At 43.0% G+C, this 16,451-nt stretch carries 12 protein-coding genes; 10 read left to right on the top strand and 2 right to left on the bottom strand.

Translation table 11 applies throughout. The features are described from left to right. Nucleotides 1-212 precede the first annotated feature (212 nt). The 5 genes from MHI21_RS25395 to MHI21_RS25375 all read left to right on the top strand — a co-directional run bounded on the left by MHI21_RS25395 (nucleotide 213) and on the right by MHI21_RS25375 (nucleotide 5,883). Nucleotides 213-1,547: an SMI1/KNR4 family protein gene (locus MHI21_RS25395; protein ID WP_342419152.1), complete on the top strand. Its 1,335-nt coding sequence runs from the start codon at nucleotides 213-215 to the stop codon at nucleotides 1,545-1,547. A 208-nt stretch (nucleotides 1,548-1,755) separates the two neighbouring features. Further along, on the top strand, nucleotides 1,756-2,289 hold the full coding sequence (locus tag MHI21_RS25390) for a YceI family protein (RefSeq protein ID WP_342419151.1): 534 nt from the start codon (nucleotides 1,756-1,758) through the stop codon (nucleotides 2,287-2,289). A gap of 231 nt (nucleotides 2,290-2,520) precedes the next feature. After that, nucleotides 2,521-3,123, top strand: a complete 603-nt coding sequence (locus tag MHI21_RS25385; RefSeq protein ID WP_342419150.1) for a class I SAM-dependent methyltransferase — start codon at nucleotides 2,521-2,523, stop codon at nucleotides 3,121-3,123. Nucleotides 3,124-3,395: 272 nt separating this feature from the next. Further along, nucleotides 3,396-3,983: a sensor domain-containing protein gene (locus MHI21_RS25380; RefSeq protein WP_342420249.1), complete on the top strand. Its 588-nt coding sequence runs from the start codon at nucleotides 3,396-3,398 to the stop codon at nucleotides 3,981-3,983. A gap of 100 nt (nucleotides 3,984-4,083) precedes the next feature. Beyond that, complete coding sequence (locus tag MHI21_RS25375; protein WP_342419149.1) at nucleotides 4,084-5,883, top strand: hybrid sensor histidine kinase/response regulator transcription factor; 1,800 nt, start codon at nucleotides 4,084-4,086, stop codon at nucleotides 5,881-5,883. Nucleotides 5,884-6,052: 169 nt separating this feature from the next. Here the strand turns inward: MHI21_RS25375 and MHI21_RS25370 are convergent, their stop codons facing one another. Both MHI21_RS25370 and MHI21_RS25365 read right to left on the bottom strand, forming a co-directional pair. Beyond that, nucleotides 6,053-8,047, bottom strand: coding sequence for a serine hydrolase (locus MHI21_RS25370; protein WP_342419148.1), 1,995 nt, complete (start codon nucleotides 8,045-8,047; stop codon nucleotides 6,053-6,055). Nucleotides 8,048-8,213: 166 nt separating this feature from the next. Further along, nucleotides 8,214-9,302 carry a GntR family transcriptional regulator gene (locus tag MHI21_RS25365; protein ID WP_342419147.1) on the bottom strand — a complete coding sequence of 363 codons (1,089 nt, stop codon included), beginning with the start codon at nucleotides 9,300-9,302 and terminating at the stop codon, nucleotides 8,214-8,216. A gap of 290 nt (nucleotides 9,303-9,592) precedes the next feature. On the opposite strand from MHI21_RS25365, the gene MHI21_RS25360 reads away from it, so the two are divergent. From MHI21_RS25360 to MHI21_RS25340, 5 genes are all read left to right on the top strand, one after another. Beyond that, nucleotides 9,593-11,206: an FGGY-family carbohydrate kinase gene (locus MHI21_RS25360; protein WP_342419146.1), complete on the top strand. Its 1,614-nt coding sequence runs from the start codon at nucleotides 9,593-9,595 to the stop codon at nucleotides 11,204-11,206. Nucleotide 11,207: 1 nt separating this feature from the next. After that, nucleotides 11,208-11,903, top strand: coding sequence for an L-ribulose-5-phosphate 4-epimerase (locus MHI21_RS25355; protein WP_342419145.1), 696 nt, complete (start codon nucleotides 11,208-11,210; stop codon nucleotides 11,901-11,903). 34 nt (nucleotides 11,904-11,937) lie between these two features. Continuing rightward, nucleotides 11,938-13,362: an L-arabinose isomerase gene (gene araA, locus MHI21_RS25350; protein ID WP_103047096.1), complete on the top strand. Its 1,425-nt coding sequence runs from the start codon at nucleotides 11,938-11,940 to the stop codon at nucleotides 13,360-13,362. 171 nt (nucleotides 13,363-13,533) lie between these two features. Beyond that, entirely contained in the window at nucleotides 13,534-14,397 is an 864-nt protein-coding gene (locus MHI21_RS25345; protein ID WP_341162674.1) for a hypothetical protein, read from the top strand. A 376-nt stretch (nucleotides 14,398-14,773) separates the two neighbouring features. After that, nucleotides 14,774-16,273 carry a malate:quinone oxidoreductase gene (locus tag MHI21_RS25340; protein ID WP_342419144.1) on the top strand — a complete coding sequence of 500 codons (1,500 nt, stop codon included), beginning with the start codon at nucleotides 14,774-14,776 and terminating at the stop codon, nucleotides 16,271-16,273. Nucleotides 16,274-16,451 lie beyond the last annotated feature (178 nt).

Below are 16,451 nucleotides of genomic sequence, written 5' to 3'. Positions count from 1 at the left end.
ATTCGTGTTGGCCCCCATATGGATTCCATTCATATGGATTTTTTTCTGTGGTACTCTAAGGTGGTTCAGTGGTGACCTTAAGAGAAGCTACAATGAAAGATTACTTAAAGATACATATCATTTTAAAGAGGTACGACCCATAGAAAAAATAATAAAATTGCTGGATAAGCAAACAAAGGAAACCTGGCTATGGTCAACAGGAGGGTTCAAATATGTGGTTTAGGAAGAAAGAAACGCAACTGGATCGAATAAAAAACAAACTGAGTCAAGCTATGCACAAAGACGCGGATTTCTCAGTGTTTGGAGCATCCTCACATCAATATAGGGTTAAAGAGAAGCTTACAGCAAAAGAGCTGGCGGACTGGCAAGTCCACAATCAGGTTACACTTCCTGAGCCTTACGCGCTGTTTTTAACGAAAATCGGCAACGGAGGCGCCGGACCCTATTATGGAATCTATTCAATTGGAAAGGCAACTTCCTACACCGAGCGCCAGGCACTCCTTGCAAAATCCGTTCTGCATCCCGGGATGACCAAAGAGGAATGGAACCATCTGATTGAGCCCCTGACCAAGGACGAGGACATTCCCGATGAGGAATACGACGCCACCTGTAATAAGGTGCTGGGCGGCATGTTGTGCATAGGCACACAAGGCTGCGAATACGACATGTATCTCGTACTTGAAGGGAAATACAGGGGGAGAATTGTGTACACCTCCGATTTTCATCCCGATCATCCTTTTTTCTTTGTCTATGAAGACAGCTTTCTGGACTGGTACGAGCGCTGGCTGGATGAAATTATTCTGGATTATGATATCGGGTGGTTTGGCAGTCGAATGCCGGGTGATGAGAATGCGCTGATCCAGACTTATCAGAGCGCTCAAAACGAAGAAATCCAAGCCAAAGCGCTTGATGGAATGTTCAAGTTTAAGAAAGTCTCTCAGCCAACCCTTGGTTTTTTGAAAAATATTGCGGAGCAAAGCCCAAAAAATCGGACCACAGCCATTTGGCTCATCTGCAAAACTTCTTTTGACGCGGGTAGAAAATATCTTCTGGAGCTGTTGCAATCGGATGAACATGAGGATTTTCTGCAAGCTTTACAGATTCTGCACGCTTCCAGTAAAACTGTGGAGTTAACGGAGTTTACTCCAGTGATCTTGCAAAGGCTTGACAGGATTCACGACCCGGAAACGTTGCGTTATGCAGGGTATATCTTGGAGGATTACAGTGCGATTACTCTCCAGAACTTTGCGCCTTTCTTGTGTCACGTCGACCCGAAAATGCAAACCACTGCCATCTATGCCGCGCGCAGCTGCGAAAACAAGCTGGGAAGCTGGGAGATCATTGAACAGATGTTGATAGGGAGCGGCCCGCAGGTTCTGAGTAACTCGATTTTATACTGGGGCATTATTCCACATGAGAAGTTGCTGCCTTACTATAAGGAGGTATGGCCGCAATACAAAAGCAATCCGAATTTCAGAGAAAAATTTATCAGTTGTTTGCGAGAACTGCATTTGCCAGATGATTATTTCGACAAAGATGAATCGTAATGAAGGTGTACATGAATCGATTTAATTTTGACGTGGCGGAGCCTGAACATTCCGAAATCGGATTTACGAGGAAACCAAAAAAATGAAAAAAAGCTACTGACATCCCGTTGTCAGTAGCTTTTTTGTACATTAGGAGTATGCGAATAGCGCAGTGTTTGGAGATGGGGCGACCTTTCTCAAAATCTTATCATAGAGGTGGAATTTATTTATGAGCAATATCAATTGGGAAGTGGATCCGGACCACAGTTCCGTCGAGTTTTCGGTGACGCATTTAATGATTAGTAGAATTAAAGGAGTATTCGAGCATTTCCAAGCGATCTTGAGTTTTGACCCCAACGATTTAACAACCATGGGTGTTCAGGCCTCCATAGATGCAAATAGTATCACAACTCGCCAATCGCAACGAGATGAACACCTGAAGAGCGACGACTTCCTTCATGCAGCCAAGTATCCAACCATTACGTTTCAAAGCACCAGCTGCGTCCTTGCTGGCGAAAGGCAATATGAACTTACGGGCAATCTAACTCTGCATGGAGTAACCAAACCCATCAATTTTCATACCGTTTTTGAAGGACTAAACAAAGACCCTCGCGGCCGGGAACGTGTAGGACTTCATTCAACAGCCAGTATCGAACGCAATGAATTTGGCTTGACATTCAACTCGCCTCTGGAAAAAGGTGGGGTTGTTGTCGGAAATGAAGTGAGAATCGAGCTTTATATCGAGGCAATTAGAATAGATTAGCGATCCTCAAGGCCATCCTTTTAGCGGGGTGGTCTTTAAACTTGCTGTTACAGGTAGAGTGGTGAACCGTATCACAAATAAGGGCGAAAATTTTGAAGCAAAATTGTACAGAAACGAACCAAGACTAAGAGCTTACTAATAAGAATGTGGACTAAATGCTAATGCTTCGATAGAATATCATTCTATATTGTTGTATTCAGGATTTTATTAAGGCGGATTGGAGAGGTAATCATGGGAAATACGGATAAGTTTGAAAAGATAGCTAATATATATGACACTTCTGAGAGAATTCACATTGCAAAGGTATCATCTGATGCCATTCGTGAATATGTGGTTGACGCTAATAGTAAGAATGCTATTGATTTTGGGTGTGGAACGGGTCTTGTCGGAATGAGCTTGTTAAATGATTTTAATTCTATGCTTTTTCTGGATACTTCACAAAACATGATTAATCAAATAAAGCAAAAAATTACTGATCTTCATATTCAGAATGCAGATACATTATGTTTTGATTTTGAAAAGGAAGGTCTAACGGATTTACATGCTGACTATATTTTTATGGCTCAGGTTCTACTCCACATTCATGATGTTGAATTCGTTTTATCAAGGCTATTTGATGTTCTAAATGAAGGAGGACATTTACTAATCGTAGATTTTAATAAAAATGAAAAAGTAGTTTCAGATATAGTTCATAACGGATTTAATCAAGAAGAGCTGACTGACGTTATGACTAAAATAGGGTATAGAGATATTCAATCCAAAACTTTTTATAATGGAAGTAAAATATTCATGGCACAAGATGCATCTATGTTTATTCTTGATTCTCAAAAATAAAACTTTTAGGCAGAAATCAGCTCTCCTTACCGGAAACCATGCTTTGTGTCTTCTCATGCATCGCAGTGGGATTGGATCAAAAGCCGCTTGACTCTGCAAAGACGATTACCATTACTATGCGATATTTAAAAAATGGCGAAGAACCAGTTGTTTTTCCTCATTAGGTTTGCAGACCGCTTTCGCTTTGTGTCATATGACATTATGGCACTGGTAGATTTGACATCAAGAGCCGTAGGATACGACTACTACTTGTAAAGGATGTGGGCTCTTTGATGACAAGAACCGTCGTCAGCTTTATTCAAAATGGCTATTTCCTACTGCTTACTTTCGCTACCGGATTGTTTTACTTTTGCTTTTATCTGGTCGCTCTTACATTAGGCTTGAGTCTTTCGTTTACCGTCGCGGGCGTTCCTCTGATTACTCGCATTTTGCGAACTACATACGCCTTCCTGCAATTTGAACGCACACAGACCAAGATCTATGCGGATATTACCACAGAGCTTTACGTTAAACCAATAAACACCGATGCCTCTATCTGGCTTCAAGCAAGGAAGGAGCTGCTAAATCGGCGCAACTGGATTGCTATCGGCTGGCTGATGCTGAAGCTTCCGGTGGGGATTTTAAGCCTCATTAGTGCGGCCTTGCTTTATATAACTCCACTCGCAATGATTGCGACCCCGCTCCTCTTTCCGTTTTTTAATTATTATTTTATGGGTTTTCTTGTAGATACTGCGATAAAATCCATACTGGTTTCGGCCTCAGGAGTCATATTCACTATGGTGAGCTACAGGCTTGCGAACAGCTTGACGCGCATGCTAGGAGGCTACACCCGTCTTATGATCAAGAGTGTGAACCGTTAACCGGAATGTCCCGGTCTGGATTTAAAAGTATTGTTGAATGATGGTCTGCTCTATAATAGTTACGTAATGTCATACTGATAGTTCTTAGGGGTTGATGGTTTTGTTCGATATGGTAAAGCAGTGGTTCTGGTACGACTGGTTCATGCTTATGATCCGCCTGATTTGCAGTACTTCTCTCCTGCTCACTATCATAGAGCGGCAAGCTCATTTCACGCTGCCGCTTTGGGTTCTTGTGTTTTGGCAGCTTATTGCTTTTTCCGTTCCCTGGCTGTGCTTGCAGCTCAATTATAGATACTACCTGCTTACCGAGATTGTGATCCCGGGCGGGCTGTGCTTGTATTTAGCTTCGTTTTTCCCGGAAGCCTACCTTACATTCCTGTTGTATCCATTTTTAATTGCCGCTAACAGCAAACAAAGAACATATCTTTGGTCAGGTCCTTTATCGGTATTGCTCCTACCCGCTATAATTAAGCTGCTTGTAGAGCAGACTGATTTTTGGGTTATGACCATTCAATTCGGGACGGCTTATGCATTCGGATTTTCCTTCCATTTATTGATGGTCAATCATCGTCAAAGCGAAATTATACGCGAGCAAAATGCGGTGCTGGAGCAGTACTTGTCCCAAATCGAGCGCATCACGCTGGCCGAAGAACGGAATCGGCTCTCCAAAGAGCTTCATGATACTGTCGGTCATGCCTACACTTCCCTCATTATGGGATTGGAAACCTTGCGCCCTGAGCTAGAGACGGATACAGGAACGAAACGGCTCGATTCCCTATTGAACCTGGCCCGGAAGAATATGGATGAAGTGAGAGGCTATGTGCATCAAATCGAATCGCCGCATGAAGAACTCCCACTGCTTCAGTCTTTGCGGAAGCTGGTAGAGGAGTTTCAGGAGCATGCTAAGGTGTCGGTTCGTTTCCAGGCCTTCGGAGAGGAATACCCTGTAACGAAGCAAGCGAAGATAGCTCTGTATCGCTGCTTGCAAGAATCATTGACGAATGCCGTGCGTCATGGACACTCGACGGAGGTTACGGTTTTGGTGCAATTCGAGCCTCAGCAGACGAGGCTGGAAATTCAAGATAACGGCCGCGGGATGGAACATGGACGGGATGGCTTCGGCTTGAACGCCATGAAAGAGCGAGCGATGAATCTGCAAGGTCATGTTGGCGTCTATACCCAACCGGGCGAAGGCACCCTCGTTACCTGCACCCTGCCACGACAAACGGAGCTTAAGGATGATGTCATCCGTCTGTTGGTCGTCGATGACCAGCCTTTTATCCGTGAAAGTCTGCGGACTCTTCTCGAGGAGCAGCAAGATTTGCAAGTCGTAGGGGTGGCAGAAGATGGCGAGCAAGCCATCGAGCTGTGCAGGCAGGTTCAGCCTCAGCTGGTGCTCATGGATTTGGACATGCCGAACCTGGACGGAATCTCCGCATCCCGTACCATAAAACAAACGTGGCCCCACATCCGCATCTTGATTCTCACCACGTTCGAAGATACTGGACAGGCTCTGGAAGCGCTGCGAAGCGGAGCGGACGGATACTTATTGAAGTCGATGAAGCCGGTAGAGCTCGCCGAAACAATACGCACGGTCTATCGCGGAGGCACGCTGATCGATCAGGAGATGTCGCACAAATTGTTTGCACAGCTGGAAGCCGCCAAGAGCGGGGAAGATCCGTCGACAACGCAAGTGGCCGCGACCTATGATTTAACTCCACGGGAGCTTGAAATTTTACAGTCCGTGTCGAAAGGACTGCGATATAAAACCATTGCCTCCAAATTGTATTTATCTGATGGTACGGTTAGAAACTATGCGTCATCGGTCTATCTGAAGCTGGGGGTTCGCAACCGGGAGGAAGCGGTGCAAAAAGCCCGGGAGGCAGGGCTTCTAGAATAAACTTACGGCTCGATGAGGATTTCCGTTGGATATGGAAAAAACTAAAAACAAGCGGCAGCATCAGCAGCCGCTTGTTTCTTATTGTACAAGAAACCCCCAGTTTGATCGGAGGTTCAGGAAACCTTATATAAAGTATCATTATGTTACTTTTTCTGGTTAGCCTTTTGAATTAGTGACTGATTGGCAACGTATAGTAATTAAATGCTTGATCTAATAAGGCACTGGCTTCTTGACGCTTCAAAAGCTGTTTGGAGCGGAAGTTTATGGAGCCGTCTGAGTTGATCTTGGTATCCGGGTCCATGATACCTTGGGAAACAAGAGCTGTGACTGCTTTAACTGCCCAAGCATCCGTTTCGCCACTCAATTTAACCTTAGTTCCAGGCTCCACCTGTTTCAGGTTCTGGATCATTACCGCCGCCATTTGTCTAGTGATAGGAGAATTAGGCTGATAATTACGTAGTCCGGCCATCATCTGCTTCTTATTCGGTTCAATCATGAAAGGTTGCTTATACCACCCATGGGCGCGCAGCAGCACTTCTGAGAATTCTCCCTGAGTCATCGTTCCTTTCGGATCGAAGAGGTTGGCTGACTTTCCGCTCATGACTTTCAAAGCATTAAGATTGTTTATATATGGAATATATTTACTTTCCGCAGGTACATCAGAAAATGGTGAATCAATGTTTATTTTTTGCGCATAAGCAACGAGGTCTGGGAGCTGCATGTAATACAAATATGCAATATGGCCTGCTTGATTTTTATTAAACGTCAGTTTATTACCTGATTCATCTTCAAATAATAAAGGGTGGATCATTTTTAGTGTATGATTGCCTGATGTTCCTGTCTCCATTATTAATTTCCCGTCCGAATACGAAACCTTCATCCTTAAGGCAGCGATACGCGTGTTTTGGTATAATCCCACGTAGTCTTGGGCCTGCTGTTCACTTATTGTCGCGTAGGTTGACTTTGGAACTTCTGCTTTTCTCGGATAATAATGATTCATAAATTCTTCATACACGTCAAGACTCATCATGGAGTCGTTATTGTAGGACATGTACATCGCTGTATTCTTCTCAGGCAGAATAACAATCAAGGAAGAATGCCCTGTAACATTTCCTCCTTTTAGAATCACATGCTGATTATTCATCTTCTCTTTGAAGTAGCCCTCGAATCCAATTGTTGTAACCGGGAACTCCTTGTCGGGGAATAATTGGTATGTGTGCATTTGCTCTATGCTCTTTGGACTCACCATTTCTTTACCTTTGTACTTGCCTTTGTTCAGGTGCATCATGAGGTACTTCGCCATGTCATCTGCTGTTGAAACGATACCGCCTTCAGGTTTTTCCGTTGGTTTAAACCCATCCAAGGGTATCAGTTCACCTGTTGGCCCATAGTGAGCAGCCATTCTGTTTAACAATTGGGGGGTAAACCTCACACTCGTCGAATTCATGCCTAACGGTTTGAAAATATTCTTTTCCATATATTTGGAATATGACATGCCCGTTACGTTTGCTACTGCATATCCCGCTAGCATGAAACCAAAATTGTCATAAGTGTACGCTTCTCCTGGAGGCCTGACAACAGTTGGCATATTTGATGCAATGTACTTCTTCATTGGAAAATATTTGTCCGCGTATTCTGGATGCATTTCCATGAGAATATCTGGTTCATCAAATCCACTTGAATATGTAAGTAGATCAAACATCGTCAGTTTTTTTCCTGTTTTATTCGGAACCTTTATTCCTCCTAAATACTCTTGGATATCGTGTTTTAAGTCCATTTTCCCCTTATCGACCAACTGCATAGCTGCCAATGCAGTGAATGACTTTGTAACAGAGCCGATTTGAAAAACGGTATTTTTATCAACAGGAATTTTTTTGCCCTTGTCGGCATAACCGTAACCTTTGCTTAGCATCACTTTCCCACCTGCGACGACCACAAAATTAGAACCAACTGTATTAAACTTCTTCATCTTGTCCGCAAAAACACCATCTGCAAAAGCTTCTAGTTCCTTGGGATCTCGCGGTCCCTCCAAGCTAGCCTTTTCAGATGCAACTGGTACGTTTACGGGTGCGGCAACTGACGCGCCGTTGGGTGCCATACATGCGGTAGTTATCGTAGTAGATAATAGTAGAACCGCGAGAATGGTGTAAATCATTTTTTCCATGAATGGTTTCTCCTTGAAATGTATTTTTGCCTTATAGCGTCTGGCAAAACCAAGTATGGCAAAGGACTTGTCATACCAACAAGTTACATTTCATCACCCACCAAACCAAGTCACTCCAAAGTGTCATATGACAATTAGGCTTCTTACAAAGAATATTGAACCCCTTTCACTTCAGTTTCTTCTTTACCGTCTCCCCTTCAATCAACACGGGCTGATAATAGGTTTGGTTGCGTAGATCCTTCTTTCCTTGCAGTTTCTTAATAACCCAATCGGCGGCATCACGTCCCATTTGTTCCTGTGGGTGTGTTAATGTCGTGAGTTTGATGTTTGCATTCTTGGAAATATAGGAATTATCTTGACCAATAATGGATAAGTCTTCGGGAACAGATATACCAAGTTGTCTGCATACATGTACAACTTCTAATCCTACCTCGTCGTTATAGCAGACAATTGCGGTTAACCCGTCTCTTTGTTCGGTTAGGAATTTTTTTAAGTTGGTGGACAGGTCCTGCTTTGTCTCTGTATAGAATGAGAGCACTTGCTCGGGGTGAAACCGTAATTTGGCTTCTCCAAGTGCTTTGATATAGCCTTTCATTCGATACTTTCCTTGTAAATCGTCCATTTTGGCAATGATGCCAATCTGTGTGTGTCCGTTAGCGATCAATTCTTTGGTTGCCAGATAGCTGGATTGTACGTCATCGAGGCAAAAGAAGGGAACCTCCAACTCTTCATAATAAGCATTAATCATGATGAATGGAACATCCTGTTCCTTGAACGTCAGGTAGTAAGCAATATTGGGATTATATAGATTGCTCTTTGTAGGCTCAATGATCAAACCATCGACACCAAAGGACAACATCATCTCCAAAGCTTTCTTTTCCTGTGCGACATCATTATTGGTGCTCGCTAATAGTAATGAATAATTATCTTCATTTAATCTGGCTTCAATCCCGCGAATAATGGAAGGGAAGATGTAATCAGAGATGTAGGTCGTGATGACTCCAATGGTTTTATTACTGGAATTCCCACCGGTTTTTGATCGGAATTGGTTGCTGACATAGGTGCCAGATCCTTTTTCACTTCTTAAAAAACCTTCGTTGGATAGTTCTAAAATAGCCTTTCGAACCGTCTGGCGACTAACTTGATATATATCCTGCAAAGCCGACTCCGTTGGAATTTGTTCTCCTACGCTGTATGCTCCTGATAGAATGTTGCTCTTTATATCCTCAAGGATGACCTGATACTTTGGTTTCACTTTATTCCTTCTTTCCAAGTTGTTCTAAGACTAATTGATGCATCCATAATATTTGTATGTACATATTTTAGCATAATTATGAGTTTATTATAATCCATTGCCCAACATGCATTAATACTAAAGGGAAAATAGAGAAACACTCGGTTCATAAGAATATTTGTAGGTATAACTATGTATTCATGTTGACAAATGTACGAACAAAAAATATACTAAGGCTGTAAACAAAAGAAAGCGCCTTCTTTCAATTATTGCGATTATAACAGTTGTTCAGAGAGAGGAGTAACGTGAGCATGGATCAAGACATTAAACAAGCGATTACTAAGGGAGAAACCTCACTTGGTATCGAATTTGGATCCACACGTATCAAGGCAGTGCTGATTGATCATCATTTTGAAACCATCGCATCTGGAAGCTATGAGTGGGAAAATCTCTTGGTAGACGGTTATTGGACGTACAACTTAGAGAGTATTATTACGGGTCTGCAAGAGGCTTATAGTGAAATGAAGCAAGAGGTTGAACAAAAATATGGGATCATCCTTCGTACCGTTGGTTCTATAGGATTTTCTGCAATGATGCACGGATATATGGCTTTTGACAGCAAGGGCGAGTTGCTTGTTCCGTTCCGTACTTGGCGGAATGCGACAACTGGTGCCGCAGCAAAAGTTTTAACTGATAAATTCCAATTCAACATCCCTGAGCGATGGAGTATTGCTCATCTGTATCAAGCTATATTGAACGAAGAGCAACATGTCCCTCAGGTTGATTTTATGACGACGTTAGCTGGATATATTCACTGGCTGCTGACTGGCAATAAGGCTATTGGTGTCGGGGATGCTTCGGGCATATTCCCAATTGATGAGACTACACATGATTATAACGAATCGATGGTTAAGCAGTTCGATGAACTCATTGCAGCCAAAGGTTACGATTGGAAGCTAGAAGGAATTCTCCCTAAAGTTTATATTTCAGGCGAGCAGGCAGGTGTACTAACCGCCGCGGGAGCTAAAATCTTAGATAAATCCGAAGATTTACAACCAGGTATTCCGCTTTGTCCTCCAGAAGGTGATGCGGGAACAGGGATGGTCGCTACGAATAGTGTGAGAAAACGGACTGGCAACGTCTCTGTGGGAACCTCGGTTTTTGCCATGCTTGTATTAGAGAAGGATCTTTCAGCGGTATATCCGGAAATTGATCTGGTGACTACACCGAATGGTAATCCGGTCGGAATGGTTCATGCCAACAACTGTTCAAGTGATATCAATGCTTGGCTGGGATTGTTCCGTGAATTCTCTGAGGCAATGGGGCAAAAGGCGGATCCGAATCAATTGTTCAGTGTGCTGCTGAACAAGGCTTTGGAAGCAGATCCAGATGGCGGCGGTTTACTCAGCTATGGCTATTTGTCAGGGGAGAATATCACCGGAATAGAGAAAGGCCGGCCATTGTTTGTCCGCTCTCCTGAAAGCCGTTTCAATTTGGCCAATTTCATGCGGACTCATCTGTTTACTGCGTTTGCTGCTTTGAAGATCGGAATGGATATTTTGACAAAGAAAGAAAATGTCGCAATTGACAGCATTCTGGCTCACGGTGGTTTATTTAAAACCCCTATCGTCGGACAAAAAATTGTTGCGGCTGCCATGAATGTCCCGGTATCAGTGATGTCAACAGCTGGAGAAGGCGGGGCGTGGGGTATTGCTATTCTGGCTTCTTACATGATGAACAAGGATCAACAAGAAAGTCTGGAAGACTTCCTCGACCAAAAAGTATTTAGAGATGCTGAGGGGCAAGAAATTTCTCCCGACAGTTCCGACGTTAAGGGATTTGAAGCATTCATGGAACGCTACACACAAGGCCTGGCGATTGAACAGGCTGCTGTAGATAATCTAGTGGAAAACTGGAGGAATTGACGTGTTAGAGCAACTGAAAGAAGAAGTATATCAAGCCAATCTGGATTTGCCTAAACATGGACTCGTGAAATACACCTGGGGTAACGTAAGCGCTGTTGATCGTGAAAGCCGCTTATTCGTTATCAAACCTAGTGGTGTTAGCTATGACACGATGAAACCTAGCGATATGGTGGTAGTTGATTTTGATGGCAATGTTGTTGAAGGAGAGATGAGACCTTCATCAGATACACCGACTCACGCCGTACTTTATAAGCATTATGCAGAGATCGGCGGTATTGTACACACGCATTCGACTTGGGCGACCATTTGGGCTCAAGCAGGCTTGGATGTACCTGTAATGGGGACTACTCATGCAGACACCTTCTATGGTTCTGTTCCTTGTGCCCGTTTCTTGACGCAAGAGGAGATTGATCGTGGTTACGAAGCGGAAACCGGCCGTGTCATCATCGAAACTTTTGAGCAGCGCAGGCTGGATATTTTAGCAGTGCCGGGTGTTCTGCTTAAGGGTCATGCTCCCTTCACTTGGGGCAAAGATGCAAAATCGGCAGTCATGAATAGCGTCGTGTTGGAAGAAGTTTCGAAAATGAATTTATTCGCACGAGAATTGAATCATTTTGCTGAAGAATTGCCGCAGCGCATTCTAGATAAACACTATTTACGCAAACATGGGAAAGACGCATACTACGGGCAAAAGTAATATAAACTAAAAAATGAAGAAAAGAGGATGAATGATGTCAACAGTAGGTACAAAACAGTTCTGGTTTGTCGTAGGTTCACAGCATCTGTATGGGGAAGAAGCATTAGCAGAAGTTAAAGCACACGCACAAGAAATGACCGATGCCTTAAATAAGAGTGGCGTTCTGCCTTATCCGCTTGTATTGCAGGATCTGGCGGTTAGTGCAGACAAAATCACCAATCTCATGAAAGAAGTCAACTATCGTGACGAGGTTGCTGGTGTCATCACTTGGATGCATACCTTCTCGCCTGCAAAAATGTGGATTCGTGGTACTAAATTGCTGCAGAAGCCGTTGCTTCATTTGGCCACACAGTTCAATGAAAGCATTCCTTGGGCTACGATTGACATGGACTTCATGAACCTCAATCAGGCAGCTCATGGTGACCGTGAATATGGATTCATCAATGCCCGTCTGAAGAAACAGAATAAAGTGGTTGTAGGGTACTGGGAACGTGCGGAAGTGCAGAAGCAAATCGCAGAGTGGATGGATGTAGCGGTTGCTTATAACGAAAGCTTCAATATCAAAGTTGCCCGCTTTGGCGACAACATGCGTAACGTTGGCGTCACGGAAGGCGATAAGGTGGAAGCTCAAATTCAATTTGGATGGACCGTTGACTACTTCGGAATTGGCGACCTTGTTCAGTACGTCAATGCTGTGAAAGAAGAAGAGATTGATGCTTTGTTCGCGGAATACTCCGAACTCTATGAATTTGATTATGGTACTTACAGCAAGGAAGCTTGGGAAGCCAGCGTAAGAGTGCAAGCGAGCTATGAAATTGCCCTTAAACGATTCCTGGATCATGGCGGCTATACTGCCTTCACTACGAACTTCGAAGACCTCTATGGTATGAAACAGCTTCCTGGTCTTGCCGTTCAACGTTTGATGGCACAAGGATACGGCTTCGCCGGTGAAGGAGATTGGAAGACTGCAGCGCTCGATCGTCTGCTTAAAGTCATGAGCCATAACCAATCCACTGGCTTTATGGAAGACTACACCTATGAATTAGCGGCTGGTCAGGAATCGATCCTTCAATCCCATATGCTTGAAGTTGACCCAACGTTGGCAAGCAACAAGCCTAAAATCATCGTTTCTCCGTTAGGTATCGGCGATCGTGAAGATCCAGCTCGTCTGGTGTTTGACGGCAAGGCAGGAGACGGTGTAGTTGTTTCCATGGCTGACTTTGGCACGCATTATAAACTGTTGATCAATGAGGTTACTGCATTTGAACCGACAGTTCCTGCTCCAAATCTTCCAGTGGCCCGTGTACTGTGGAATGTGAAGCCAAACTTCCAAGATGGGGTTAAAGCATGGATTGAGAACGGCGGCGGTCACCATACCGTGGTTTCCTTGAATCTAACCACAGACCAAATTGTTACTTATGCAAAACTGGTTAACCTGGAATACGTAATTATTAAGTAACTAGAAGATAGTCATCTACTAAAAGCATTGGGTCAGTCCTCAGGACCCAGTGCTTTTTATTAGTTTTCTAAGAATGTATAGATATGGGAAGCTTCCTATGCTATCTGGCATTATAACGGGATAATTGGTTTCTCCTTAAGGTAATCATTTAATTTATAAGGATGTGATACTATGGCGAATGTACCAGCTACGAAAACGAAACTGGTTATCGTTGAAGGCATACCTGGCTCTGGCAAATCCACATTATCTAGACACATACATGACATGTTAAACACACATCAAATAGAATCGGAACTATTTTTAGAAGGCAACTTACGACATCCCGCTGATTATGAATCGGTTGCATGTATGCCGAACGAAGAACTTGATCGGCTCCGATCTATCTATTCTGAGGTGTTTCATTACATTGATCCGTTTGTATCTGTGAATGGCAATGACTCTTTAATCGCATATGCACTTGCGCAGCAATCAGCTCCAAATGGAATCCCTTCTAGTTTGTATGAGGAAATTCGGCGTTATGAAATTTACGATGGAGTACCCGTAGAGAAGCACTGCGAGTTGATGATTCAACGTTGGAAGTCTTTTGTTAAAGATCAGCGAGAAAAAGAAAAGTTGATAATACTCGAATGCTGTTTTTTACAGAACCCGGGGTGTTCACTACTCGCCCGACATAACGCTGGAGAAGATCGTTTTATTCAGCATGTATTACAGATTGCGGAGCAAATTCAGGAGTTAAATCCAATTTTGTTCTATTTGAAGCAACCGAATGTGCATGAGACGATTGAGCGAGTTAAAACAATGAGATCTCAAGAATGGTTAGATTTCGCGATTTGGTACCATACGGAGCAAGATTATGGAAAGAACAAGGGGCTTTACGGGTATGAGGGATATATTCAGTTCCTTGAACATCGACGAGAGCTAGAATTACAAATTATTGAGCAACTTCCTTTTCAATCGTTTATTATGGATAACTCCGATTATGATTGGGGGAATCAACAACAGACCGTTTCGAATATCATAATGAAGTATTTATAAGGGCCTATCCCGTAAAGACATATTTTACCGAGTTATTCATATACATGGAATGTTGATTCAATCATTGGAAATTTGTTACTCTACATCATTTGCTTCTAAACGCGTTTTTGGTGTCTGTTATTACTGCTAGTAAGTGAAGCCCAAATAATACAGCGTGTTGAGATCCATTCTTATTATTTCTGCAAAGAAAATTCTCACTTTTTAGCAGAAATGATTTATAATTATCAGATAATAGACAATATAATTTTTAAAAGATTATATTTTAGTTATAATAGAGACAGAAAAGATATGTTCCTGAGTGGAGCCTTGCTTCTTGTATCACCTAAGCAGGAGGGCCTGCTCTTTTTTGCAAATATAAGAGATAAGGAAGGTTTTTATGAATAGCATTCAGAAAAAAACAGACATTATCTTAATCGGTGCCGGAGTCATGAGCGCGACTCTGGGATCATTGCTGAAAGAGTTAGCACCGGAGTGGGAAATTCAAGTGTTTGAGAAACTCGCAAACGCGGGAGAAGAAAGCTCTAACGAATGGAATAATGCAGGTACAGGCCATGCTGCACTGTGCGAACTGAACTATACATCCGAGAAAGCTGACGGATCTATAGATATTCGTAAAGCTGTAGACATTAATGAGCAGTTTCAGCTTTCAAGACAGTTTTGGTCTTTTCTTGTAAACAGCAATTTGATTCGTAATCCACAGGACTTTATCAAACCAATACCTCATATGAGTTTGGTAACAGGAGAGAAAAATGTATCTTTTTTGAAAAAAAGGTTTAAAGCGCTTTCAACTATTCCTCTGTTTCAAGGCATGGAATTTTCCGACGACCCTGAAAAGCTGAAGGAATGGATTCCGCTGATTATGGAAGGCCGTACATTGAATGAACCCATCGCGGCAACCAAAATCGACTCTGGAACAGATGTCAACTTCGGTGCTTTAACACGCATGTTGTTTGAGCATTTAAAAAGTAAAAACGTCGAGATTAATTACAAACATAGTGTAAAGGATATTAAACGTGCGAGCGACGGCTCGTGGAAGGTCAAAGTCCATAATCTGGATAACGGTAAAATCGAATACCATAATGCCAAATTTGTCTTTATCGGTGGTGGGGGTGGAAGTCTACCTTTGCTACAAAGAACCGGTATTCCTGAGTCCAAATATATCGGGGGATTCCCGGTAAGTGGACTATTTATGGTATGTAACAATCCTAAGGTTGTCGCCCAGCATCATGCAAAAGTATATGGTAAAGCTAAGGTTGGTGCTCCTCCCATGTCTGTTCCGCATCTGGATACAAGATATATCGGTAACCAAAAAGCACTGCTATTTGGACCGTTTGCCGGCTTCTCACCGAAGTTCTTGAAAACGGGCTCAAATTTGGATTTGATCGGTTCTGTAAAACCCAATAATCTCATCACGATGTTGGCCGCAGGCGCAAAAGAGATGGCATTGACCAAATATCTGATCCAGCAAGTGATGTTATCGAATGAAAAGCGTCTGGAAGAATTACGCGAGTTTATTCCGAACGCCAAAATCGAGGACTGGGGGATCGTGGTAGCAGGCCAACGTGTGCAGGTGATCAAAGATACGGAGGGTGGAAAAGGAACACTTCAATTTGGTACGGAAGTGGTTAGTGCCGCTGATGGTTCGGTAGCTGCCCTGCTCGGCGCTTCTCCGGGTGCTTCTACTGCTGTTCACGTTATGCTGGAAGTATTGGAAAAATGCTTTCCACAACATATGGAAGAGTGGGAACCAAAAATCAAAGAGATGATTCCTTCTTATGGGGTGTCACTAGCGGAAAACCCAGAGCTTTACCAAGAAATTTACAATTCCACAACGGAGGTGCTGGGTCTGGGCGAAAAAGAACCGCTTCATCGTTAATTTTTGCATGGCTGGTAACTGGATCATCCCACTACTTTTTAATAATATGTACAGTAATCTTACGATATATTTTAAAGTCGAATAAGCAACAATACAAAATTTTGCAATCCTTCAACATTTTCTGTGTCTGCACAGTGATCACAGTAATTATGTAGCGCCCTATAGACTCTATTCAGTT

The organism is Paenibacillus sp. FSL H8-0168, from assembly GCF_038592955.1.
In the GTDB taxonomy this organism is placed as follows: domain Bacteria; phylum Bacillota; class Bacilli; order Paenibacillales; family Paenibacillaceae; genus Paenibacillus; species Paenibacillus polymyxa_B.
This window is presented reverse-complemented; position numbering and strand designations above follow the sequence as displayed.